The sequence below is a fragment of the Streptomyces sp. NPDC107454 genome (genome assembly GCF_055582885.1).
Genome location: NZ_JBVJPA010000023.1, coordinates 99179 through 124252, shown reverse-complemented (window position 1 = coordinate 124252; position 25074 = coordinate 99179). Strand labels below are relative to the sequence as shown.

Annotated in this window: 16 protein-coding genes and 2 pseudogenes; 9 read left to right on the top strand and 9 right to left on the bottom strand. The window is 70.8% G+C overall.

Annotation, left to right across the window (positions count from 1 at the left end; all coding sequences use genetic code 11):
• Positions 1-11: 11 nt before the first annotated feature.
• On the top strand, positions 12-971 hold the full coding sequence (locus ACZ69M_RS43375) for an amidohydrolase family protein (protein WP_470058884.1): 960 nt from the start codon (positions 12-14) through the stop codon (positions 969-971).
• A 32-nt stretch (positions 972-1003) separates the two neighbouring features.
• On the opposite strand, the gene ACZ69M_RS43370 is transcribed toward ACZ69M_RS43375, so the two are convergent.
• On the bottom strand, positions 1004-1873 hold the full coding sequence (locus tag ACZ69M_RS43370) for a helix-turn-helix transcriptional regulator (protein WP_470058882.1): 870 nt from the start codon (positions 1871-1873) through the stop codon (positions 1004-1006).
• Between the two features lie 79 nt (positions 1874-1952).
• Between ACZ69M_RS43370 and ACZ69M_RS43365 the strand changes: the two genes are divergently transcribed.
• On the top strand, positions 1953-2261 hold the full coding sequence (locus tag ACZ69M_RS43365; RefSeq protein ID WP_470058880.1) for a hypothetical protein: 309 nt from the start codon (positions 1953-1955) through the stop codon (positions 2259-2261).
• A 199-nt stretch (positions 2262-2460) separates the two neighbouring features.
• Complete coding sequence (locus ACZ69M_RS43360; RefSeq protein WP_470058878.1) at positions 2461-5838, top strand: S8 family peptidase; 3378 nt, start codon at positions 2461-2463, stop codon at positions 5836-5838.
• Between the two features lie 143 nt (positions 5839-5981).
• Here the strand turns inward: ACZ69M_RS43360 and ACZ69M_RS43355 are convergent, their stop codons facing one another.
• The 3 genes from ACZ69M_RS43355 to ACZ69M_RS43345 all read right to left on the bottom strand — a co-directional run bounded on the left by ACZ69M_RS43355 (position 5982) and on the right by ACZ69M_RS43345 (position 7939).
• Positions 5982-6980, bottom strand: a complete 999-nt coding sequence (locus tag ACZ69M_RS43355) for a helix-turn-helix domain-containing protein (RefSeq protein WP_470058876.1) — start codon at positions 6978-6980, stop codon at positions 5982-5984.
• A 193-nt stretch (positions 6981-7173) separates the two neighbouring features.
• On the bottom strand, positions 7174-7422 hold the full coding sequence (locus ACZ69M_RS43350; protein WP_470058874.1) for a VOC family protein: 249 nt from the start codon (positions 7420-7422) through the stop codon (positions 7174-7176).
• A gap of 37 nt (positions 7423-7459) precedes the next feature.
• Positions 7460-7939, bottom strand: a complete 480-nt coding sequence (locus tag ACZ69M_RS43345; RefSeq protein WP_470058872.1) for a winged helix-turn-helix transcriptional regulator — start codon at positions 7937-7939, stop codon at positions 7460-7462.
• Positions 7940-7998: 59 nt separating this feature from the next.
• Between ACZ69M_RS43345 and ACZ69M_RS43340 the strand changes: the two genes are divergently transcribed.
• From ACZ69M_RS43340 to ACZ69M_RS43325, 4 genes are all read left to right on the top strand, one after another.
• Positions 7999-9462, top strand: a complete 1464-nt coding sequence (locus ACZ69M_RS43340) for a DHA2 family efflux MFS transporter permease subunit (RefSeq protein ID WP_470058870.1) — start codon at positions 7999-8001, stop codon at positions 9460-9462.
• A 290-nt stretch (positions 9463-9752) separates the two neighbouring features.
• A complete protein-coding gene (locus ACZ69M_RS43335) occupies positions 9753-11705 on the top strand; it encodes an SMI1/KNR4 family protein (protein WP_470058868.1) in 1953 nt (650 codons plus the stop codon).
• A 49-nt stretch (positions 11706-11754) separates the two neighbouring features.
• Positions 11755-12051 (top strand): beta-propeller fold lactonase family protein, encoded by a 297-nt coding sequence (locus ACZ69M_RS43330; RefSeq protein WP_470058866.1) that lies wholly within the window; start codon positions 11755-11757, stop codon positions 12049-12051.
• A 428-nt stretch (positions 12052-12479) separates the two neighbouring features.
• Positions 12480-13700 (top strand): metallophosphoesterase, encoded by a 1221-nt coding sequence (locus tag ACZ69M_RS43325; protein WP_470058864.1) that lies wholly within the window; start codon positions 12480-12482, stop codon positions 13698-13700.
• Between the two features lie 140 nt (positions 13701-13840).
• On the opposite strand, the pseudogene ACZ69M_RS43320 reads toward ACZ69M_RS43325, so the two are convergent.
• Positions 13841-14128, bottom strand: a pseudogene (locus ACZ69M_RS43320) (transposase); the annotation flags it as partial.
• A gap of 101 nt (positions 14129-14229) precedes the next feature.
• On the bottom strand, positions 14230-17943 hold the full coding sequence (locus ACZ69M_RS43315) for a S8 family peptidase (RefSeq protein WP_470058862.1): 3714 nt from the start codon (positions 17941-17943) through the stop codon (positions 14230-14232).
• A gap of 535 nt (positions 17944-18478) precedes the next feature.
• Here ACZ69M_RS43315 and ACZ69M_RS43310 point away from each other — a divergent pair.
• On the top strand, positions 18479-19963 hold the full coding sequence (locus ACZ69M_RS43310; protein WP_470058974.1) for an FGGY-family carbohydrate kinase: 1485 nt from the start codon (positions 18479-18481) through the stop codon (positions 19961-19963).
• A gap of 150 nt (positions 19964-20113) precedes the next feature.
• On the opposite strand, the gene ACZ69M_RS43305 is transcribed toward ACZ69M_RS43310, so the two are convergent.
• Both ACZ69M_RS43305 and ACZ69M_RS43300 read right to left on the bottom strand, forming a co-directional pair.
• A complete protein-coding gene (locus ACZ69M_RS43305) occupies positions 20114-21271 on the bottom strand; it encodes a DUF3103 family protein (RefSeq protein ID WP_470058860.1) in 1158 nt (385 codons plus the stop codon).
• Between the two features lie 297 nt (positions 21272-21568).
• On the bottom strand, positions 21569-22297 hold the full coding sequence (locus ACZ69M_RS43300) for a FadR/GntR family transcriptional regulator (RefSeq protein ID WP_470058858.1): 729 nt from the start codon (positions 22295-22297) through the stop codon (positions 21569-21571).
• A 664-nt stretch (positions 22298-22961) separates the two neighbouring features.
• Here ACZ69M_RS43300 and ACZ69M_RS43295 point away from each other — a divergent pair.
• A pseudogene (locus ACZ69M_RS43295) lies at positions 22962-23595 on the top strand (transposase); the annotation flags it as partial.
• Between the two features lie 520 nt (positions 23596-24115).
• Here ACZ69M_RS43295 and ACZ69M_RS43290 read toward each other — a convergent pair.
• Entirely contained in the window at positions 24116-24820 is a 705-nt protein-coding gene (locus ACZ69M_RS43290; RefSeq protein WP_470058856.1) for an NTP transferase domain-containing protein, read from the bottom strand.
• Positions 24821-25074: the final 254 nt, after the last annotated feature.

Here is a 25074-nt window from a genome sequence, read left to right as displayed (position 1 = left end):
GATTCCCCGCCATGTCCTCCGGCATGATCGACGTCCACGCCCATCTCCTTCCCGGCTTCTACGTGGAGCAGGCGACAGCGGCGGGCCACACCCGCCCCGACGGGATGGGCAGCTGGCCGACGTGGTCCGTGGAAGCCCACCTGGACCTGATGGACCGCAACGGCATCGCGACCGCGATGCTGTCCATGTCATCGCCCGGGGTCCACTTCGGCGACGACAAGGCGGCCCGCCTCCTCGCCCGCCAGGTCAACGAGTACACCGCCGAGCTGACCCGCGACCACGCGGGCCGCTTCGGCACCTTCGCGTCCCTGCCCCTGCCGGACGTGGACGGCGCGCTGGAGGAGATCCGGTTCGCCGTTGACGAACTCGGTGCCGACGGCGTTGTCCTGCTGACCCACACGCACGGCGTGTACCTGGGCGACCGGCGCCTCGAACCGGTCTTCGCCGAGCTCGACCGCCGACAGGCGGTGGTCTTCCTGCACCCCACCTCACCGGTGTGCTGGGAGCAGTCCGCACTCGGCAGACCGCGCCCGATGATCGAATACATTTTTGACACCGCCCGCACCGTCACCGATCTGCTCACAGCAGGCGTCCTGGCACGTCACCCGAACCTGCGCGTGATCGTTCCGCACTGCGGCGGCGCGCTTCCCGTCCTCGCCGACCGCATCGACGAGTTCATGCGGCTCTTCCGGCCGGCGCAGGAACCACCGGTTCCCGATGGGGTGCAGCAGCTCCGCGGCCTCTACTACGACATGGCAGGCACCGCCTTCCCCCGGCAGGTCCCCGCGCTGTTGAAACTGGTGGAACCCGACCGCGTGCTGTTCGGCAGCGACTACTGCTGGACCCCTCCCCCGCTGGCCGACGCCCACATCGCGGCGATCGACGCGGCCGAGTCACCGGTGAAGGGGGCCACGTGGCGCTCCCTCACGACGGCGAACGCGGAGCGCTTGTTCCCAGGAAAAGTACGGTGACCACCGGCCGCCCCCATCCGGGCGCGGTCACCTCACGCGACGCCGTCCAGCCCCTCACACGGTGCCTCGATCTTCGCGGCCAGCTCTCGCAACGCCTCGTACGTACTGCTGCCGGGCTCGGCGGTCCAGACGACGAGCTGCTGCTCGGGATCCTCGGCGCAGGTGAAGGTGGACCGCTCCAGCGTAAGGTCACCCACCACGGGGTGCCGCAGCAGCCTGGTGCCGCCGGCCCGCACGGCGACATCGTGCGAGGTCCACCAGAGCCGGAACTGCGGATCCAGCACGGAAAGCTCCTCGACCAGCGCCGTCAGCCGCGGGTCGTGCGGGTTGCGCCTGCTGTCCATGCGCAGGTGGGCCAGGGCCAGCCGCGCCATGTCCTCCCAGTCCCGGTACAGCTCGCGGATGGCGGGCTCGATGAACAGGAGGCGCACGTAGTTGCGCTCGAACTCGGGGATGCTGCCGAAGTCCATCACCAGAGCGGCGGCCATGGCGTTCCACGCCAGCAGGTCCGTGCGACAGCCGATGACGAAACCCGCCGTCAGCGTGAGGTCGTCCAGCAGGTACTGCATCTGCGGCTGTACCTGCTGCCGAGTCCTCGTGCCGGCCGGGGGCAAGGCGGTCTTCCCGGCGAGAGTCAGCAGGTATTCCTGCTGATCGCCGTCGAGCCGGAGGACTTTCCCGAGGGCGTCGAGTACGGCTCCGGACGCCTGCAGGCGGCCCTGTTCCAGCCGGGCGTAGTAGTCGGTGCTGATCGCGGCCAGCCAGGCGACCTCCTCGCGGCGCAGCCCGGGGACACGCCGGGTCTCACCGTTGTCCGGCAGACCGACGTCGCCGGGGCCGAGCTGTGCGCGGCGTGTCTTGAGGAAGGCTCCGAGTTCGTCCAGGTTCGGGTCGCGCTGCACACGCAAAGCTTCGCACGTGGCCGCGCTTGTGCGCACCGACGGACCTTGCGGTCGGGCAGCTGCACCCTGGCCGGCTGGGGTGAACCCGGCGGCTCGGTCGAAGCCGGAGGACACCACCACGGCCCACTCTCCGACCGTCTTCGCGCACCCCGGGGCCGCACGTGACTCGCTGCGCCTGTGGTACCGCCAGGAGGCCGGCGAGTCCATCGGCGACCCCACCTGGAACTACCCGCTGCAGACGCCGCCGACGCCTGCGGGCCCGGCCCCGAGCCTGGCGATCAACTATTCCGCGCAGAGCGTGGACGGCCGCACCTCTCCCTCGGGCGCGCAGCCCTCCTGGATCGGTGAGGGCTTCGACTTGCCGGCGTCCTACATCGAACGGGCGTAGGCCAGTTGCGAGGACGACGGCCTGCTCAACGCCACGCGGGGAGCGACTCGCTCGGTTCGTCCATGAGCCGCCAGCCTGGCCACTTTTGCCCTCTTTATGAAGTGTTGGGGTTGTCGTAAAGGTGACTTGACGCCTGGTGGACAGGGCAAACTGCTGACCTCGGCACTTGACGGCACCACGCTGTCCTCCCATGAGAGACATGAACAACAGGTGGCGCCCCGGGATTCGCCCTCCCCGGCCTCGGCATACGGCGGCGGCCGCCGCCCTCGTGGCGCTCGTGGCCGGTCTGACCGCCGCCCCCGGCGCCGCTCAGGACCTCGGCCCGCACACCGTGCGAACGGAAGCCGCCGCGCAGTCCGCAGCGGCCCGGTCGCCGATCATCTCCCGGCATCAGCTCACCCTGATCACCGGCGACCGCGTCACGCTGGAGACGGACACCTCGGGCAAGCAGAGTGTGTCGGTCGAGCCCGCCGAGGGCCGCGAACGCGTCGCGTTCATCAAGCGCCAGTCCGGTCGCGACTGGACGGTCATACCCGCCGACACGCTCCCACTGCTCGCGACGGGCCGCCTCGACAAGGCGCTGTTCAACGTCTCCGCCCTGGTCCGGGGCAAGTACGCGCAGCGGTCGAGCCTGCCGCTGATCGTCGAGTACGCCGGGGACGCGGGCACCGCCCGGCGACAGCTGACCGCCGCCGGTGCCGACACCGTCCGCCCCCTCGGCGGGACCCCCTTCGCGACCCTCGGCGAACACCGCGCGGACGCCGCCGGGTTCTGGAAGGGCATCGCCCCCAGCCGGGCGAACGCCACGTCCTTCGCAGCAGGTGTGCGCCGGGTCTGGCTGGACGGCCACTCCAGGATCCAGCTCGACAGCACGGTGCCGCGCATCGGCGCCCCGCACGCCTGGGAGAGGGGCTACACCGGCACCGGCGTCAAGGTCGCGGTGCTCGACACCGGTTACGACCCCAACCACCCGGACCTCAAGGGCCTGGTCACCGAGTCCGCGAACTTCACCACCGAGCCGAACACCGACGACCTGAACGGCCACGGCACCCATGTGACCTCCACGGTGGCCGGTTCTGGCGCGGCCTCCGGCGGCACGTACAAGGGTGTGGCACCCGGTGTGCAGATCCTGTCCGGCAAGGTGTGCACCGCGGACGGCAACTGCGACAACTCCGACATCGTCGAGGGGCTGGCCTGGGCCGCCCAGCACGGCGCCAAGGTGATCAACCTCAGCCTGGGCGACACGGACACACCGGAGACCGACGCCCTCGAGGCCATGGTCGACACCGTGACCCGTGACTATGGCACGCTGGTCGTGGCCGCGGCCGGCAACAGCGGTCCCGGCAAGGTCTCCTCGCCCGCCTCCGACGACCGGGCGCTGGCCGTCGGCGCGGCCGAGGACGACGACGACCTCGCCGTCTTCAGCTCGCTCGGCCCGCGGGTGGGCGACTCCGGCCTCAAGCCGGACCTCATCGCCCCCGGCGTCAACGTCGTCGCCGCGCGGGCGGGCGGCACCACCGCCGACGACGGCTATGTCGCGATGAGCGGCACGTCCATGGCCACGCCCCATGTGACCGGAGCCGCCGCCATCCTGTTCCAGGAGCACCCGGACTGGACGGCGGAGCAGGTCAAGCGCCAGCTGATGCAGTCGGCGACCGGTGCCAAGGAGCACGGCGCCTACTTCCAGGGCGCCGGACGCGTCGACGTCGCGCGGGCGGTCGACCGGGACGTCACCGCCGACACCACCGCACTGGACTTCGGGCTGATCCGCTGGACGGACGGCAGGCGTCCCCCGGTGACCAAGACCATCACCTACCGCAACCCGGGCGGCGCGCCGGTCACCCTGCAGCTGAAGGACAACCCGAGCAGCGGGAAGAAGGACGCGCCCGCTCCCGCCGGGCTGTTCCGGCTCAGCGCCGACACGGTCACCGTGCCCGCACACGGAACGGCGGACGTCACCCTCACCGCGACCCCGGAAGCCGCCACGGCGTACGCCGCCTACAGCGGTGTGGTGACCGCGAGCACCGCGGACGACCAGGTGTCGGTGCGTGTCCCGTTCGGCATGGACGTCGAGCAGCCGTCGTACGACCTGCGCATCGGTATGAAGAGCCGCACGGGTGCCGCCCCCGACAACGCGTACCTGCTGGTCAACTCGGCCGACGGCAAGGCGTACGAGGTGGAGGCGCTCGGCAGGAGCAGCACGGTGGTGCGGCTGCCGAAGGACACCTACTCGGTGAGCGGCTTCTACTTCGACGCCTCCTTCACCGAGGGCACCATCGTCGGCGTGCCGAGGGTCGTGATGAGCGCCGACCGGCAGGTGACCATCGACGCCCGCAAGGCGAAGCCCGTCACGGTGTCGGCACCGAGCCGCTCCGCGCGCATCATGTCGGCCGAGATCGGCACGATCAGCATGGCCGACCAGCTGCTCTCGGTCACCATGTACAACGCGATCGGCACCGATCACATCGACGGCGTGTACGCGGTGCCGACGGCTCTGGACAAGGACGCGAAGTTCACGTACCTCGTCACCAGCGTCTGGGGCGAGCCGGCCGGCGCGGACGGGAATCCCACGTCGGTCTACTACCTGACGCGACCGGTGCACGGCGCCATCCCGGCGGATCCCGGCTACAACCCCCGCAAGTCGGAGCTGGCCAGGGTGAACACCACGTTCGACGCCACCACGCCGGGAACCACGGCCATGCGCATCGTCTGGACGTACGTCGGCAACATCCGCTTCAGCGGCCGGGCGATGGAGGGAATTCCGGTCCCGGCCCGGCGCGTCGACTACTTCTCGGCGGGCGACGGCCTGCGCTGGCAGACGGCCTTCGACCAGAACAGCTTCCTCGACCCGAACGCGCACGGGCAGAGCTACCTCAGCGACCTGCACGGCTACAGGGCCGGCTCCCAGGTCGAGGAGCGCTGGAACGGCGGGGTCCAGGCCGTGGGCCTCTCGTCCCAGATGGCCGCCTTCCGCGAGGGCGACACGATGTACCGGCCCTTCCAGTCGGCCGCGAACGGCAACCTCGACCTGGTGGCCGACACCACATCCGGTCTGCCCGAGGTGAAGCTGTGGCGCAACGGCGAGCTGGTCTCCCAGGACTGGAGCATGAGCGACGTCCCGGCCGACGCCACCCCCGCCGACTACCGTCTGACGGTCGAGCACAACCGTGACATGGCCCCCAGCTCCGTATCCACGAGTGTGCGGGCGGAATGGCGGTTCCGGTCGCAGACCACGGCGACCCGGCAGGCGCTCCCGCTGTACGCGGTCCGTATGGCGCCGAAGCTCGACGAGTGGAACCGGGCCGAGGCCGGCCACAGGCTCGACATCCCGGTCCTGATCCAGCGGACGGCCGGTGCCCCGGCGTCGCCCGTCCGCGTCTTCACCACGGAGGTCTCCTTCGACGAGGGCAAGACTTGGCAGTCGGTGCCGGTCAACGGCTCCGGCATGGAGCGCACCGTGACCGTCGAGCACCCGCGCCGCGCCGCGGGCTGCTCGGTCAGCCTGCGCGTCTACGTCGAGGACGCGGCGGGCAACTCCTTCAAGGAGACCGTCATCAAGGGCTATCTGCTCAAGTAGCCGCCTTCGCGGAGCAGCCGCGCCCTCGGGTGACTGCTTCCGCGGGCAGCGCAGCCCGGCCGCAGCGGCCGGGCGGACGGGGACAGGGCCCGCCGGACACGTCCGGTGGGCCCTGTTCGTGTGCGTTGCGGGGTCCGCCGTGCTCAGAGCCAGTCGCGTCGGGCCGCGTGCCAGCCCAGCTGCATACGGGTCGCGACGCCCGCGAGGCTCATCAGGCCCTGGATGCGCCGCTGGACGGTGCGTTTGCTGACCCGCAGCTGTCCGGCTATCGCCTCGTCCGTCATGCCGGCGACCATCAGGGAGAGCAGGTGGCGGTCCTCCCCGACCGGCGAGGCGGCATCCGTGGTGCCGGCGCCGCCGATCTGGCCTTCCTCGGTCACCCGGAGCGGGGCTCCGATCTCCCAGTGGTGTTCGAACAGGGCGATGAGCGCGTCCAGCAGGCTGCTCTCCCGCACCACCGCGGCCCGCAGTTCCCGGGGGTTGCGGGCCGTGCCCGAGGTGGCCAGCGGCAGGATGGCCACCGAGCGGTCGGAGATCGCCATCCGCAGCGGCAGCAGAGGCACCGCCCGGGCGACCTCTCCGGCGCACACGCCCTTGACGACGTAGTCCACCGAGTCGGGGTCGTCGAAGTACGCCTGCTCGTACAGGGCCCTGTAGAGCACGCCCCGGTCCAGCGCGTCGAACTCCTCCTGGTTGCTCTCCGGGGACATGGCCACGTACTGGGCCTTCACGAACCACATCATCTCGCGGTCGGCGCCGTGCTGGAGCTGGCGCAGGTGCTGGCGCAGTGCCGCCGCGCCGGTGATGATCTCGACGGCCTCGCCCGTACTCCGGGCCCATGCGCTGCGGCGGTGTGTCTCCGCCAGTTCGTAGACGGCGGCCCGGGTCTGTTCCAGGGCGTCGAAGTGGCGTTGGAGCCGGGGCATGAGGGCCACCTGCGGCGGCACGGCCGTGAACCACTCGGGATTCTCCTCGACCGCTGACGCCAGGCCCTTGTGCTCCAGCGCGCGCAGCAGCAGCCGTGCGGTCACGACGTCGAGGGCCGAACGGCCGGAGATGTCCTGGGCGGACGCCGTCCCGGTGGCGACCAGAAGGCGGTACACCTCGCTCTCGTCGGCCGTCAGGCCCACCGTCTCCAGCATGTCGCCACCTTTCTCACCGTGCGGGCCGCCGCCGCCCGGGTTCCCGCGGGGGGAACGCGGTCGGCCCGGCGGATGATTCCACCAGCCCCTGGGGCCAGGCACCACGACGGGGTTGGCACCGGCGATCCGGTTCACCGTGGCGGGGCGGTGCCCTCAGCCCGTCCGGTGGCCCCCGGACGGGGCCGCTCGAGTGTCACAGACTGCGGGCCACGGGGTGGAGAGGTGCGCACAGCGGCAGTTCGGCGCCGCTGGGCAGACGCACCGCCGTCAGCCTGCCCCAGCGCTGTTCGCTGACCGGGCGGGTGATCTCGACGCCCCGCGCACGCAGTTCTCCGAGCTGGGCGTCGAGGTCGTCGCACATCAGAGAGAAGACGTCACGGATGAAGGCGCGGTCGGCCTCCGCGTCCTGGCTGTAGAGGACGACAGGGGCGCCGTTGATCATGCCTGACCTTCGTATCGCTGCGGTGGGGCCGTTCGGTCTACGGGGTCGTCACCGGGCCCGACTGGTCCCAGCCGGGCACGAGGTCTTCCCGGTGGACATCTTCCCCGTGGACCCGCTCGCCGCAGGTCTCGCACACCGTGTGGGTGACGAGTTCGTGATCCCGGTGCCGGATCCGGCCGGGCGGTGCGGTGACGGCCCAGCGGTCGCCCCAGCCGATCAGCTCGCGGGTGATGGCCCCCAGGTCGCGCCCGGCCTCCGTCAGGTAGTAGCCGCTGTAGCGGGCGTCGTCGGGCAGCGGGCGCCGTTCGAGGACGCCGCTGTCCACCAGCGCCTTCAGGCGTGCGGCGAGCCGGTCCGTGGGAGCGCCGGTGTTCCTGGCGATCTGCCGGAAGCGGTGGTTGCCGAGCATGACCTCGCGGATCGCCGGCAGGGCCCAGCGGTCACCGATGATCTGGAGCGCCGCGGCGAGCGAGCACGGGCGCCCCGCCATGTCCCGGGGGTCGATGCGTGTGGTCATTGTCCCAGTGTCACCCAGCAAGCTTTGATTTCCAAATCATGCTGTGCTTGGGTGGCGCCATGTCCACGCTGCTTCAATTTTCAAAGCACCCTCGGGCGGCCGCCGCAGTCGTCCTGGTGGCCGTCTTCATGACCAACCTGGATCTGCTGATCGTCAACGTCGCGCTGCCCGCCGTGGGAGAGGACTTCTCCGGAGCCGGCGGCGGAGCGGACCTCGGATCGCTGTCCTGGGTCCTCAACGCCTACGCGATCACCTTCGCCGCGCTGCTGGTGGTGGCCGGGCGTGCCGGTGACCGTGTAGGGCAGCGGCCGGTCTTCCTCGCCGGGATCGCCGTCTTCACGCTCGCGTCGCTGGGCTGTGCCCTGGCCCCGAACCTGGGAACCCTCATCGTGGCCCGGGTGATGCAGGCCGTAGGAGCGTCGGCCCAGATCCCGACCTCCCTGGCGCTGCTGCTGGCGGCCGTACCGGCCGAGCGCCGCACCCAGGCCACCCGCGGCTGGGCCGCGATCGGCGGAGTCGCCGCGGCCGCCGGACCCGTCGCCGGTGGCCTGCTGACCGAGGTGGACTGGCGGTGGGTCTTCGCCGTCAACCTGCCCATCGGCATCGCGGCGCTCGTCGTCGGCCGGTCCGCGCTGCCGAAGCCGGCCGCGCGGGAGACCGGGCCGCTGCCCGACTTCCTCGGCGCCCTGCTGGTCATCGTCTCGATCGCGTCGCTGTCCGGGGCGCTGGTGCAGGCACCCGACCAGGGCTGGACGAGCGGCGAGACCCTACTGCTGCTGGCCGTCGCCGTGATCGGCGGCGCCGCGTTCGTGCTCCGGTCCCTGCGGCACCCCCGTCCGCTGTTCGAGCTGGACCTGCTGCGGCTGCCGCGCTTCGGTGCGGCGAACGCGGGCAGCCTCCTGTTCGGCGTGGCCTTCTCGATCATGCTGCTGTCGAACGTGCTGTGGTGTCAGGAGGTCTGGCACTGGAGCGCGCTGCGCACCGGTCTCGCCCTGGCCCCCGGCCCCGCGCTCGTGCCCGTCGTCACCGTGCTGACCACCCGTGCCGCGCAGCGCTTCGGGCAGGGACCGCTGATCGCGGCGGGCGGCGTGCTGTTCGCCGGTGGCATGGTCTGGTTCGCGATCTTCGCGTCGGTCGCACCGGACTACGTGAGTGAGCTGCTGCCCAGCCAGCTGCTGACCGGTGCGGGAGTGGGCCTGGCCCTGGGCACCCTGGTGGCCGCCGGCGTGCACGCGGTACCGGGACACCGTGCGGCGACCGGGTCCGCGCTGGTCAACTCGGTGCGCCAGATCTCGGCCACGATCGGTGTCGCCGTCCTGGTCGCGGTCGTCGGCTCCCATGTCGACGCCACCTCGCACCACGACTTCCGGGTCGTCTGGTACACGGCCGCGGCGCTGAGCCTGGTGACCTCGGCGGTCGGGGCGCAGCTCAGCCGAGGGCGGGGCCAGGGCCCCGAGCGGACGGGACCCGCCGCGCCGAAGGAAGCCGAGGCGACGGGGCGGGCTCTGCCGCAGACACCCTGACCGGCCGCTGCCCGGCGCGCGAGAGCTGTTCGCCGCCCGGGACGCCGGACGGGCGAGCAGCAGATGGTGCCTCGCACGTGCACTGGGGCACGCCAGCGTGCGGGACGGAGGTAGACGGGTCCACGGCCTTGGGATCGCCTTCACCGACGAGGAGTTCGCCGACTTCTCCATCGACCGAGCGGGGCGCAAGCACGCCGGCACAGCCTGCCGAGCCGGTCGCGTACGAGAGGGTCCCGCTGGCCGCAGCAAGCAACGGAGCACTGTCAGTGGTGGGTGGAAGCATCAGGCGCATGACGGACACCACGGCATTCAACTGGAGGTCCTTCCTGCTCAGGTGGAGCGGGGAGTGGGCAGATTCCCTGCCGGACGGCGAGACGCTGGGCGAGGACGACGCGACCGCCCGGCAAGCGCGGTGGCTGGGGTTCCCGCCCGCGTCGGAGGAGCGGATCGCAGCCATGGAGGAGCGCCTCGGCCGACGGATACCCCCGTCGTACCGGGAGTTCCTCAAGGTCAGCGACGGGTGGCGGCACGCGGGCGGGTTCGTGTGGCTGCTGGCCGGGACCGAGGACGCGCACTGGCACAACAACGAGTCAGGACTCGCGGACATGTTCGAGGAGTACCTGGACGAGGACGCCGGGCCCGAGGAGCGGCGGGAGGCGGACATCTGGCGGCGCGGGCTGCAGCTCGACGTGGAGTCCGACATCACCCACGTCCTCATGGATCCCGAGGACCTGGATGAGGCCGGTGAGTGGGCCGTGTACACGTGGGCGAGCTGGCGGGCCGCGCCACCCGAGCGGCACGCGAACTTCCTTGAGTTCATGCGGGACATGTACCGGGAGTTCCACAGCCTGCGGGCGCACCGGAGCGACGGGGAGCCGGTGTTCGCCAACGACACGACACGAAAGCTGGACGCTCTGGTGGAGGAGGCCCGGCTGGAGGCGCTGCGCGGCGGCTGGGAACGGGCCGGGAAGGCGCTGGACGAGGCCAAGGAGTACGGCAGGCCGAGGGCCGCAGGGCTGAGCGACCAGATACGCCGCCTGCTCGGACACACCTACATGGTGTACTTCGAGGGCCTGGTGACGGACCCGCAGTACGCGCCCGAGCTGCTGCCACCGCTGGTCGCCGAGCACGCGGCGCACTCGTACCGGGACGACTCCACGTTGACGTTCCATCTGCGGGGCGCCGACGACGACGTGGTGTCGCTGGCTTACGCGACGCTGGATCAGGTGAGGAATGGCTCGTACCGGTACACGGCGGCCGGACCGTTCGGCGAGGGGGTCGAGCGGGCGCGGGAGCTGGCGCGGTGGGGAGACACCGACGGGGCATGGCGGACGCTGATAGATGCTCTGCCCCTGTGGGAGCCGTTGGGACCTGACCACTTGGCGCCGCTGGGGTGGGTGGCCGACCCCGTGCTCGGGCCGCTGCTGACCCCGGAGCGGGGTCGCGAGCTGCTGTCCACTCCAAGGGGCGGGCAGGCGGATGAGGCGCCGAGGCCGACGGCCGGGCTCGACCCGGGTGGCCTGGCGTGGCTCGCGGAGCCGGACCCTGGCAACAGCCGCACGTCCTACCGGTTCGTCCTGGTGGAGGGTGTGGCGCCGGAGGAGTTGCCCGGACGTCTCGCGGACGGGGACGGCACCGTGCTGAACGAACCCACGACCCGCTGGGAGGCGCGCCACAGGTCGCCGCACAACCAGAGGGAGTTCTCGTCCTACGACGACAGAGCTCTCATGGCGGTCGGCCGGGCCGGCACCGGTTGGAGCTTCGCCTTCGACGGCGATCCCGCCCCGTTCGACCGGCGGCGGTTCGTCTCCCCGGCCGCCGCCGCCAGCGCGGGCACCCGCGCGGTGGTGGTGTGGAGCGGCCTGAGGACATGGCACGGGGAACCGTTCTTCCACCTTTCGGTGGCGCGAAACGGTGCCGAGCAGTACGCGTTCACCTACGCGGACGGAGAGGTCCGGTCAAGCGGGGAGATACCGCGGGCGCTGGCCCCGAGCCGGTTCTTCGGTGACCTGGAGGACGGGGCCGAGGTGGAACGGTCGCTGCTGGAAGCGGTGGCTGGGGAGTTCGGTGCCCATCTGCCGCGTCATGCCATCACGAACGGGCGGCTGCACACGTTTGCCACCCGTTCATGGACGCGGCCTCCGCGGGACGGCGAGACGTACGCGGTGATCCGCTTGCACTGGGCGGCCGCGCGCCCGGCGGACGGCGAGCGGACGGGAGAGGACGGGCCGGGGAGCAGGTAGAGACCGGCCAGGCTGCGCGCATTCTCAATACGGTGAGAGCCAAGAGCACGTGGACCTGGGATGCCGGAGGACGATCACCGGCTGCCGGATCGACCGCCCGACCGGGATGCTCTCCGTCATCGGCCACACCAGCCAGGGCGTGAGCGGTCCGACCAACCTCGTCATCGACCCCAGTGGACGATGGCTCTACGTCAACAACAGCACAGCCGACAGCGTCGCCCAGTTCGCCGTCGGGCCCGAGACGGGCGAGTTGACGCCCGCCGGCCGGACGACTCCCGTCCCCGTCCCCCCCCGATGGTGGCGCTGCGCCACCAGGACTGAAACGGCAGTACCCGACGTCAGCTGATCGGGCCCTCGCAAACGAAAGATCTCCGTCACATCGCCCGCCTGGGTCTCGAACGGGCATGCGGTCCGCAGGGCGAGCTTGGGTACTGCGCTCACGCGCGTGCGGCCGTCGAGGGCCGCTGCGGCGGCGTACTGTCGGCCGGTCAGAGGCTTGGAAGAGGGCAGGTTCCACGCCCGTCCTGCCCGGCCAGAACATGCGCCTCCCGGCGACCGCCCGCTCGGACAGGGTGTTCGCGGGGACCGAGATCAGCCCCCCCGGGGGCCGGGCCGCAATAGTCGGCACCCTGGCCGCCGCAACGGAGTCCTGCCGCCCGGCAAAGACCCCTTCGCTGCGTGGGGCTGCCCACCATGAACACCCCGTCCGACGGGCCCGAGGACCGCCGGATACAGTGCGCGCGACGGCAGCCCGGTTGCTCAAGGAGGGGAAGCGTGACCGACACCAGCGAAACCCGATCCGCCGACAGTGCAGCGCACGAGACCCGGCCGAGCCGACTGCACCGCCTGATGCGCTACCTCCCCCTGATCGCCCCCGTCCTGCTGTGGACCGTGCCCTGCTGGCTGCTGCTGCACGCCGGCCAGCACTGGCCGCTCCCTGTCACTCTGGCCGGCACCGCCTTGTTCGCCCTCGGCCTGATCGGGATGCCGCTCGCGATGGTGCGCGGCCACGGCCGACGCCAGCAGGACTGGGCGGCGATCGTCGGGGACACCCTGCTGGGCACCATCTGGGTCCTGTTCACCTGGTCCGTTCTGCTCGGCGTCCTGCTGCGGCTCGCCCTGACCGTGAGTGGCGTCGGCGACGGCCAGGACCGGGCCCGGATCGTCACCTGGGCGGTCCTCGGCGCAGCCGCCGTGCTGCTCGCCTGGGGGTACGCCGAGGCCCGCCGGGTACCACGGGTACGCCGCCTCGACGTCCAACTTCCGCGCCTGGGGGCCGGGTTGGACGGCACGCGCGTCGTCCTCATCACCGACACCCACTACGGCCCGCTCGACCGCGCCCGCTGGTCGGCGCGGGTCTGCGAGACGGTCAACACGCTGCAGGCCGACCTGGTCTGCCACACCGGAGACATCGCGGACGGCACGGCCGAACGCCGCCGCGCCCAGGCCGCCCCACTCGGCACCGTGCAGGCCACCCGGGCCCGGGTCTACGTCACCGGCAACCACGAGTACTACAGCGAGGCCCAGGGCTGGGTCGACCTCATGGACGAGCTGGGCTGGGAGCCGCTGCGCAACCGCCATCTGCTGCTCGAACGCGGTGGCGACACCCTCGTGGTCGCCGGCGTGGACGACGTCACCGCCGAGTCCTCCGGCCTCGCCGGCCACCGCGCCCACCTCGCCGGAGCCCTGCACGGCGCCGACCCCGACCACCCCGTCCTGCTCCTGGCCCACCAGCCCAAGTTCGTCGACCGGGCGGCAGCCGGCGGCGTCGACCTCCAACTCTCCGGCCACACCCACGGCGGCCAGATCTGGCCCTTCCACCACCTGGTCCGCATCGACCAGCCCGCCCTCGCCGGCCTCAGCCGCCACGGCACCCGCACCCTCCTCTACACCAGCCGCGGCACCGGCTTCTGGGGCCCGCCGTTCCGCGTCTTCGCCCCGAGCGAGATCACCCTGCTCGTACTCCGCTCCGCACAACAACCCCCCGCGCCGTAGCGCTGGGCGGGCCGGCAGTTGCGCCTGGAGATGCTGCCCCTCAGCAGCCTCGCTCCGCTCACGCGACGGAGATCGTGGCGGACGACCGGGTCTCGGAAGTGGCCATGTCCCGTATCACACAGCCCTTGTGAGCGAGGTCCTGACTGTAGCTGTCCAACCAGGTGGAAGACCTCCCGGCCCGCACAGAACTTGAGCCAACGGACGATTTCGCGACGGGTCTTACCCTCCTTGATCCGGCGCTCTAAATAGTCGTGAGTGCGCGAGTCGATCCGCAGACGAGTGAACACGATGCGATGGAGCGCGGCATCGGCCCGACGATCGCCACCGCGGTTGAGGCGACGGAGATGCCGACATCCCGAAGAACGCTCGACAGGACTCACCCCGCACAAAGCGGCGAGCACTCGCTTGCCGTTCCGCGACGAGGTGTCCTCATAGATCCTCTGACAACTGGGAACGCCGCGTGGGCAGGGCCGCCGGCTGCGGTCCCACCCACGCGGTGCCGTCCAGGGTGACCTCCTGGGGTGTGACGTCAGCGCAGGCCGAAGGCCCGGGTGATCGTCTGCGAGACGGTGTTGCCCGCGCTGTCCCGGGCGCCGACCCGGAGGGTGACGAAGTCGGCGGACCGCGGCGCGCGCAGGTTCGTCCGCCATCCGTCGTCGCACCGGCTCAGGTCGGTCCGCTGCCAGGTCGCACCGTCGTCGTACGACACCTCGACGGTCGGCTTCCCGATGGTGGCGGTGGTGCCCGGCAGGTGCGAGGCGGTCACCGTCAGGCCGGCGTGCCGGTCGGCACGGCCGGACTTGTCGGTGTCCACGCCGTAGTCGAGCTGGATGAGCGGCAGGGACACCGCCGCATCGCTCCCGGTGACCGCGGAGGTGAAGTCCCACTCGGTCAGCGTGTGCGTCGAGTACGGGTTGGCCCAGGTGCCGCGGTCGTTGTCGAGGACCAGCCGGTAGGGCAGGCGCTCGGCGCCGAGGCCGGGAACCTGCAAGTACTCGGCGTTGCCCCAGTCGAGCTGCTGGTCGCCCTGGTAGAGCGACATCCAGTCCTTGACGTCGAAGTTCGCGCCGGCCTCGCCGACGTGGCCGGACCCCGAGTCACCCCAGCCGGGCGCGGTGATGTACATCGTGTCGAGGTAGCGCACCGGCTGGTAGTTGATCGGGCCCATGCGGGGCCGCTGGATCGGGCCGAACCAGCTGACCTTGCCGGTCTTGCGCGCCGGGTAGCTCAGCGGGTCGATCGAGTGCTGCCCGGTCTCGCCCTGGATGAAGGCGTCGTCAAGCCACGTGGTGCCGGCGGTGACCCAGTCGGTGCGCTCGCCCTGGGCGGGCGCGGTGAGCTGGTTGCCGACGGCCCAGCCGCGCCAGACGTCCGGACGGAACTCCATCGCCTTGCCCTGCCGGTAGTTCCGGAAGGAGACGTTCACCCGGCCGAGGTCCTTGGACTCCTCACGCCAGGTCGGGTCCGCCGGAACGGCGCCCGTCCAGTGGTGCACGACATCGTAGACGTAGTCGGTCGTGGGGTGCGAGGTGACCTTCAGCGAGACCGCGCCGTGCCGGAGTTGGCCGAGCAGGTCGGCGCCCTGGTCGGCGTTGAGCGTCGCCACCGTCACCGGGGCCGGGCTCTGAGGGCTCCAGGGGTTCTCGTCCCAGGGCTGCAGGCGGCCGACACCGTCGTTGACGACCAGCAGCAGCCGGGCGCCGGCCGCCGCGGCGGCCTCCGCCTGGGCCTTGATCCCTTCCGTGCCGGCGCCGCGCACCACGACGGCCTTCCCGCGCACGTTCTGCCGCGCGAGCTCCTCGGCCGTTCCGTCACCGGCGAAGACCGCCGTCAGGTTCCGGGTACCGGCGGGCAGCGGCGTGGCCGCGCGCTTGACCAGCGGGTCGTTGAAGGTCGTCGACTTCGTGCTCAGGGTCAGCGCGGGCTGCTCGAGGCGGAAGCGGGCGCCGGTCTCGAACTCGCCGTCGGTGACCTTCTTGCCGGTCGGGAGCGCCCAGACGCTGTCGTACGACGGGTCCGGCAGCATCGACGTCTCCACCAGGCTGTCGGTGAAGGACCTGTGGGCGTCCAGGCGCGGTGCGACGGCGGTGGTCTGCTGCGGCACGCGCGCCAGGATCCGGCGTGCCTTGCGGCCGTCCAGGGTGACGGTACGGTCCTGGTCCAGTTTCACGTCGTTGAAGGCGAGCAGCACCATGCCGCGCGAGTGCGGGCCTTCGGCGCCCTGCACGTCACCGGTGAGCCAGCCGCTGTAGCTGCCGACGGGCAGCCGCGCCGTGCCGGTGCCGGACGCGTCGAGGTCCATCACCGTGAAGAGGTGCTCGGCGGTCAGGACGACCCGGCCCTCCAGCGGCTTGCCCGAACGGTCCTTGGCGACCACGGTCAGATTCTGCCGCTGGCCCTCACGGGCCCCGCCGATCAGGGTCCGGGCGCGGACCGCTCCGCTGCCGTCCGTACCGGTGATCATGGCGCTGACCGACTGGTCGCCGCCCAGCTTGTCCAGATCCGCCGTCAGGGTGACCGTGGCGGTGCCGTGGGCGGGCACGGTGACGTGGTCGGCGGAGAGGCTGAACAACCCCGCCGGGACGGTGCCGTTGACCGCCAGGTCGAGGTTGGCCGGTGCGTCGCCGACGTTGGTGTACGTCACCGTCTGGACGTCGGTCTGCCCCGGCTTCGGCGGCCACGTGTAGAAGCCGGAGTAGGCGCTCGTGGTGGCGAAGACCGTGGTGTGCACGGCCGCCAGCGCGTCGAGCCGGCCGGCGCCCGCCTGGTACGGGGTGTACGCCGGGGTTGCCTTGGCGCTGCTGACCAGCGCCTCCTTGAGCTGGGTGCCCGTCCAGTCGGGGTGCTCCGAGGCGAGGAGCGCGGCGGCACCGGCGACGTGCGGCGTCGCCATCGACGTGCCGCTCATCGTGGTGTAGTAGCCGGAGCCGCGCTTGTAGTGCGAGCGCGCCGCGACGATGTCGACGCCGGGCGCGGTGATCTCCGGCTTCAGGCCGCCGTCGCCGTCACGCGGGCCCTGGCTGGAGAAGTCGGCGAGCGTGTCCTTGGCGTCGACGGCTCCGACGGTCAGCGCGGCGTCCGCGGCACCGGGGCTGCTGATGGAGTGCGGGCCGCCGTTGCCCGCCGCGATCACGAACAACGCGCCCGTCTCGTGGCTGAGTTCGTCGACGGCCTGGCTCATCGGGTCGGTCTTGTCACCGCCGCCGCCCAGGCTCATGCTGATGATCCTGGCCTTCTGGTCGCGGGCGGCCCACTCCATGCCCGCGATGATCCAGGATTCCTGGCCGCTGCCCTCGGAGTTGAGCACCTTGCCGACGGCCAGCCGGGCGCCGGAGGCGACACCCCGCTCCTTGCCGTCGGAGGCACTGCCCGTGCCGACGATGGTCGAGGCGACGTGCGTGCCGTGGCCGTTGTAGTCGGCGATGTCGTCCTCGCCGGGGACGAAGCTGGCGCTGTCGGACACCTGTCCGACCAGGTCCGGGTGTTCGGTGTCCGCGCCGCTGTCGAGCATCGCGACCTTCACGCCCTGGCCGGTGTCGCCCTCCGCCCAGACCTTGTCCGCGCCGATCTGCGCGGTGGAGTCGGCCAGGTCGGCCTTCACCTTGCCGTCGAGCCACACCTTGGCGACGCCGCCCGCGAAAGACGGCTTCGCGGACCGGGCCGCCGCGCCGGAACCCCCGGTGAGCGAGGACCAGAACTCCGGTGCCTGCTGGTGATTCTGCGCGAGGGCCGCGCCCTGGATGCTGTCCAGGCGGCGGACATCGCTCGATCCGGCTACCTTCGCCCGGGTGCGGGACTTCGCGGCGGCGTCGGTATAGCGCACGATCAGCGGCAGCCGGGAGCTGTGCGCGTCGTCGTACCCCTCGGCGATCAGCCGCGTCACGTTGAAGAGCTGCTTGTCGAGTTTGCCGGCGCTCACGTACGGCAGCGCGGCGTCGGGGTAGACGTAGGTCGCGCCGTCCAGGACAGCGCGGTGGAAGCCGGTGGTGGCTCCGCTCGCGGCCTGGAAGGAGCGCACGACGGTGCCGTCGGCGGCGGTCCCGACAGTGACCTTGTCACCCGTGATCAGGGTGACGGTGTGCGTGCCGGCAGCGCCGGGGGTTTGGTGTCCGGCGTCGTTGTGCGACACCTCACCGGCGGAGTACGCGGACACAGCGGCAGTCGCCGGTATGACGCCGAGTGTGAGCGCGGCCGCCACGGCGAGGGCGATCGGCCCGGGCCGGGGGATGGGAACCTTGGGCAAGGAAGACTCCTGAGACGCGGCGAAGAGCGAAAGATCACTGGATCCTCCGGCCTCCCCCGCCGTCCTTCAAGGGGTCACACATGTCGCTCTTGTGCCATGGCACTGTTACGCCAGGTGTCGGCCGATGGCCATGTCACACCAGAGCGCGAACGGATGCAGTAGGTGGCACCCCCCATTTTTTTCCGGCTCCGACCGCTGCGTGGCGCCGCGGGCGGCCACCCGATCCGAGGGACCGCGCCGGTCAAGATCCGGACCATTTCCGGGCCGGCGATCCTGCCAAAGTCTCGACCGGCGCTTCTAGCGCTGGTCGGCGATGCGCTGCCTCTGTGCCACCAGCACACCAAGAAGTCCGTGCACTGGGCGCGGATCCGGTATTCGGGTTCTGCCATGGAGACCCGGGGGGAGACGCCTCCGCGCTCGTCCGAGGTACAGATGTGACGACATCTCCGGCAGCCGTCCGGCTGAACCGCGGCCGCCCGCCGGACCGAGCGACAACCTACGGTGGCGCATCCGGCGCCAAGGGAGGCAGTACATGATGGACGTCGTCTTCGGAGTTGACGTTGGCACCTCCAGCACCAAGGGCGTGGTGGTCGACACTGCCGGCCGCATCCTGGGTGAGGCCGTACGCAGTCACGTGGTCGACCGTCCCCGGCCGGGGCACGTCGAGATGGACGCACATGTGTGGTGGGACGAGTTCGTCTCGCTCGCGGCCGAGTTGCTCGATCGCGACGACGTCACCGTCCGCGCCGTCGGAGTCAGCGGCATGGGCCCGTGCACCCTTCTGGTCGATGACGCGGGAGAGCCGGTGCGTCCGGCGGTGCTGTACGGGGTGGACACCCGCGCCGAGGAGCAGATCGCGCGGCTGAACCGGGAGTTGGGGCCGGAGACGATCTTCCGCAGGTGCGGGTCGGCCCTGTCGTCACAGGCCGTCGGGCCGAAACTCGCCTGGATCCGCGAGCGGGAGCCCGAGGCGTGGGCACGCGCCCGCCGCCTCCTCATGCCCGCCTCCTGGCTCGCCCAGCGGCTGACCGGCGCCTATGTGCTGGACCTGCATTCCGCCAGCCAGTGCACCCCGCTGTTCGACATCCACGAGCAGCGCTGGATCCCCGAATGGGCCGGGCGCATCGCCCCCGGCATCGAACTCCCCCCGCTGCACTGGCCGGGCGAGGAGGCCGGCCGGGTGAGCACGCCCGTCGCGGGCGTCCCGGCCGGGACGCCGGTCATCGTGGGGACGATCGACGCCTGGAGCGAGGCCATCAGCGTCGGCGGCCACGGCGTCGGCGACCTGATGCTGATGTACGGCACCACCATGTTCCTGGTGAACACCGTCGACCGGCTCGTGACCAGCCCCTCGATGTGGTCCACGGTCGGCGCCCTGCCCGGCACCCGTTGCCTGGCCGGCGGCATGGCCACCTCCGGAGCCGTCACCGACTGGCTGGGCCATCTCTTCGGCGATGTCGGCTCCGGCACGCTGTTCGACGAGGCGGCCGCCTCGCCCCCGGGTGCGAACGGCCTGGTGATGCTGCCGTACTTCGCCGGGGAACGGACACCCGTCATGGACCCCGACGCCCGGGGTGTGATCGCGGGCCTGACGCTGGGTCACACCCGGGGCGATCTGATGCGGGCGGCGCTGGAGGCCACCGCCTACGGTGTCCGGCACAACGTCGAGACGATGCTCGCGGCCGGCGCCGACATCCGGCGGATCGTGGCGGTCGGCGGCGGCACCCGGGGCGGACTGTGGCCCCAGATCGTCAGCGACGTCACCGGTCTCGAACAGATCGTCGCCCGCACCACCATCGGCGCCAGCTACGGCGCCGCCTTCCTCGCCGCCGGGCTGATCGGCCGACCGGACATCGCGGCCTGGAATCCGGCGGAATCGGTGGTCCGGCCCGATCCCGCCCCCGCGGGTGTCTACGACCGCCGGTTCACCCAGTACCGGATCCTGTACGAGAGCACCACCGCGGTCACCCACGCCCTGGCCCACGACCAGAACACCGGCCGTGAAGTAGATACCCCGTGACGTCGCCCTACGCCCTGCCCGCCCCGTTCCGTGTCCGGTCCTGAAGCCGCACGACGAGTACATGCGGCCTCCGGCACGACAGCCATGTCCTCGGCGCGGACCGGCGCGTTCACCGACGTGCGGCGGCCGGTCCGCGCTTGCGTACGAGGTCTAGAACTCCTCGACGAAGTAGGGCTCGACGGTCATCCAGCCGTTGCCCGAGGCGCCGTTCAGCCGGCCCGAGGAATTCTGGGCGAGCGTGTACCAGGACTCCACGTAGTCGGGATCGTCGGTGAACCAGCTGTCGGGGATCGCGCTCAGGACCGCGTTCACCAACGGGATGTAAGTGCCCTGGTCCGTCACGGTGAGCAGCGCCGTGGTGATCGCCTGTGCCAGCGCACGGTAGTTGGTGCCGTCGTCGTCCTCCATCATGACGACGTCGGCCAGGTTGTACTTGTAGTTCGACCAGTTGACCAGGATCTGGTTCGGGTAGTAGACGGTGCCGTCGTAGTCCAGGTAGGGCATGTCCACCGAGTCGACGCGCGCCGTGCCGTCCTTGCCGAAGCCGGTCACCAGCGAGAACATCTCGGCGGCACCCTTGAACCAGGGCTCCTGGTCGTCGTTCACCTCGACGGCCGTGACCTTGGTCGCCCACCATCCCGCCGCGCTCGCGGCGTCGGCGCTGTTCGCCACCTTCGACGGGAGGGAGGTCAGCCCCTTGTCGGCGAAGGCCTTCTGCAGCACCTTCAGGCCGGCCCGATGAGCCTTGGTGACGTCGATGTCCAGGACGTACAGCGGACGGTCGGGGACGCGCGCGGTGTCGACGGAGTGGGCGTGGCCCTGACTGTCGTACGCCGTGAGGGTCTTGGCGTCGTCGGCGGCCGCGGCGACGGCGATCCAGGGAGTGACTTCGGCGTTCAGGTGCGACCGCATGGACGGCGCGCCCAGCCGAACGCGCAGCAGCGACCCGGTCGACGCGGGCAGGCCCTTCAGGCCCGCGATGCGACGGTCCGCGGCAGAGACGGAAGCGAACAGGTTCTTGCCCTCCGGAGCGGCGGTCCTGCCCGCCAGCGCCTGAAGGTCCACGTCCTCGGTGCCGAGCGCGGCCGCACGGACCTGCTCGCGCCACTGCGGGTCGCGCAGCGAGGCGGACAGCGCCCGCGCGATCTCCTGCTCGGTCGACCGCACCGGAGACTTCCGGAACGGCGTGGCCTGGTCTCCCGCGTCCCGCACCGGCGCGGCGATCGCCGGCTGGACGGTGCCGCCGATGACCGCGGACAGCATCACGCCGATGAGGACGCCGCGTCTCTTGCTTGATCTGCTCACCATGCTCCTTGTGTTGTTGGTCGCCGCCGCGCCCACGGTGAACGGGCGGCCGTCCTGGGGGTGATGGGCCCGGACTACCTCTCGGGCACCTGAGGGGTCGCAGCCGCGCACCTGGTCCCGCCCCGCCGGGCGTTCACCAGAGCGTCTGCATTGACCTATGCATGACAATGGAGAAAACGTGAGATGAACGGGCATCCGTGCATGATCGGGGCCACTCCGAGGCCGGGCCGCTTCGCCGCACACACCTCGCCTCGCCTCGACGGGAGCCGACGGGCCCGGAGTCTCCGCCGGGAAGCGCGGCTACCGGGGACCGTCGGCGGTCGGCCGCCCGCGAGAACTGCTCAGCGAACCGAGCATGATCTTCTCGGTGCCGGCCAGATACGTCTCCGCCGCGCGCCGCGCCTCCTCGCCGTCCCGGTCGACCACGGCCCGTACCACCGGCGCGAGCCGGTCCGTCGCCCGCGCCGCGTCCTCGAACGGCGCCCGCAGCGAGGCCCGTACCGGAAGGTAGGCGTTGAACAGCGTGTTCGTGAGGAGCAGATAGACCCGGTTCCCCGTGGCCCGCGCCAGTTCGCGATGCACTTCCACGTCGGCGAGCTGGACGGCGTCGGCGTCCGGGCCGTCCGCGACCTGACGCAGCAGGTGTTCCAGCCGCCGGGCCTGTCGTTCCGTGCGCCGGTCGGCCGCGCGGCCGGCGATCAGGGTGCCGATCTGCCGCCGTACCTCGAAGACCTCCCGCAGCCACGTGGGATCCTGTGCGGCCAGCATCGGAAGCAGGTCGGCGCCGCCCACCCGCAGGTAATCCAGGATGCGCGTGCCGATGCCGTGCCGGGTGCTCAGCAGTCCCGCCTGCTCCAGCCGGGTCAGCGCGTGCTTCAAGGTCGTACGGGTGACCCCGTACCCGGCGGCCAGCTCCCTCTCGGGGGGCAGCAGGGATCCGGGTTCGTGCGTGCCGCGCAGGATGTCGTCACGCAGCCGTACTTCAAGCAGGTCGACCACGGTTCGGCGCGGAATGCTTTCGACGGCCACGGAGGATCTCCCAGGCTTCGGTCAATGGTTCAGCGGCTCACTGGTCTAGTGGCCCACTGGTTCAGCGACTTCTTGGTCTAGTGGCTCAGCCACTGCCCCAGTGAAGCAGCCCCCCGACCGCCACGTCAATTACCTGATGGCGCACAGCAGTTGAGCACGGTCCACGTGGAGAGAACCAACGCGCGAACGAGCAGTGTGGGCCCGGTCCTCCTCTGGAGGCGGTCCGTCGGCGGGGCGCCCGCGCGTCGCCCCGCGGGGCGCAGGGCCCTCCGACAGGTCGCACCCCACGGTTCGGGGAGATGCATCAAGGACACCGGGTGGACTGGCTGTTGAGAGACCGTCTCTCATGGTGAGCATGGGATGTGCAGGTCCTGCAAGCAGCTTCGACCGTATCGGCAGCTGCCCGTACCGCGGAGCTTCCGGCTGGCGCTCGCAGGTCGCGCCCAACCACAAGCAGGTCGGTGTCGGCGTCTGCCACAGCCTGGACCTGCCTTCGCCTGGACCACCCTGGACCTGGCCGACAGTCAGGAGTTCACCGACCCCAACCCCCCGCAGGACCTGGCCGAGACACCCCACCAGAAGTGGGCCGACTTCACCAAGGGCAAAGAAGTACCCTGGCCCGCCTACGACACCGAAACTCGCCCAGAGGCACACAAAATGGTGCCTGACCTGGGAAATCTCCCGTCAGGCACCCTTCTCAGTGCTCATCGTCGCCCGTGAAGGTGACCGCCGCTGCAAGCTCCCACCGCACCAGCGTGCCCTGGTCGGCCTGGTGTGCCTGCGCCGGCACGACACCCTCGCCCGACTCGCTGCAGGGTTCGGCATCTTCGTCGGCACCGCCCACGCCTACACGACAGCAGTGATCGACCTGCTCGCCGACCGCGCACCCGGCCTGCTGCGCGGCCTGCGCGAGGCGGACCCGGACTACGTCCTGCTCAACGGCACCCTGGCTCAGTGCGATCGGGTCGGCGACAGCCGGGCCGACTTCTCCCACGAGCACCGCCGACACGGGGTGAACGTGCAGGTGGTGACCGACCCTGTCGGGCGGCTGCTGTGGATCTCGCCGACGCTGCCCGGCCGTGGGCACGATCTCACTGCGGCCCGCGCCTACCGGATCATCCGGATCTGCGAACGCCGGCACGTTCCCTTCCTCGCCGACCGCGCCTGCATGGGAGCTGGCCCGTGGGTGACGACTCCCCTCCAGACGCCCGCCGGGCCGCGGCCTCACCCCGACCCAGCAAACCGTCAACCGCGCGCTGTCCACAGCGTCAGCTCTGCGGCATCGCCCCTACGAACGTCCGTAAGCACGGCATGGACGTGACCTGCCCGAAGTACCTGAAGGTCATGGACAGCGACGGTTTGTCCCTCGCCGCCGAACGCTGGAGCCCGCCGCTCCAGCGGCTCACCTCTCAACATGATCTTGTCGCACTGACCCTCCGTGACGGCTCCCCGCCATCACTGTCAGAGCCCGCTGACGCCCGCCCTGGCCACACGCGGGTCAGCCTTCAAGCGCCGCCCCTGATCCACTCTTCCGTCGTCGCCGACAGCAGTGACGGAACAACCGTGCGGGTGTTGCCACCGCGTCGTGCGGGTTCGCCGTACGAGATGCATCAGAGCCCAGCAGCCTCCCTATTGATTGGCACCCCGGTCTGGCTACCCGTCAACAAACGGGGTCGACGGGGAGGACGGTGCGGGAGCCGACCGGCCGTACAGGCATGAAGGCGATCTTTCTGGCGGAGACCCCTTCATGGAGAAGACGCTCAGGACATCGCGCGTGCGCAGTGCCGACCGTGCACGAACTCGTCGGCGCGCGAGAAGTCAGCCCGCGGGGGTGTTGTAGTTGACAATCCCCTCCACCATGAGAGCGACCGCACCGGCCAACGGGTTGGCCGTTCCCGTGCCCACGACGTCGGGCAGCTTGTGCGCCTCGCTCTCGGTGACGGCCACCATGCCCCAGAACGCGTTGAAGCCGGAGGGGTCCGCCGGCTTGTCGGTGGCCGCCCCCACGGTCAGGACGCCTTCCGCCTCGGTCACGGCCAACGCGCCCATCTGCCGCAGCGTGTCGTGATCCCGCTCCTCGGCGGCCACTACGCTCCAGCCCGCCACCTCCACCTGCCGTAAGGCGTCAAGGAGCTTGCCCGGCGTATCCGACCCTGCGACAACGATGTCGGGCAGGACGAGGGCGACCGGCCCCTGTGTCATCGGCAGGGCGGACCGGATCGCCCCGTCGAGACCAGGTCCGAACGACTCGTCCTGGTAAACGAAGACCATCTGGAAGGTGTCGGCATAGCGAGCGAGATAACTCACCGTGTCCAGCTTGTGTGTTGCGAACACGACGACCAGGCGCACATTGAGTCCGCTCTTGGCGAGTTCGACGACGGCTTCCAGGCTGCGGTCCAGCACGGTGACCCCAGGAGCCAGGCAGTGCAACTCCTTGGGGTAGGGCGCCCCGAAACGTGTTCCGTATCCGGCGCAGGGCAGGATGACCGAAACATCAGGTACGGGAGTGGACGAACTCTGCATCGCGTAGCACTCCGATTGTGTGGACGATGGGGGATCTTGCACACCTCGCCGAGCACAGACTGCCCAGAGCCGGCCGACGATGAACCTCCGGCCCCACGCGCACCGTAGCCACTGAGATGGCTGTTCCCAGTAACTCCCGAAGGCACAAGTCTGGTGCGAAATAGCCGAGTTGACCGACGCAACCAAGCGCGATGATGCGAGGCGACCATCGCCTACCCTGGCCACCACGCGACCTGCACTGCTGCCCATCATTC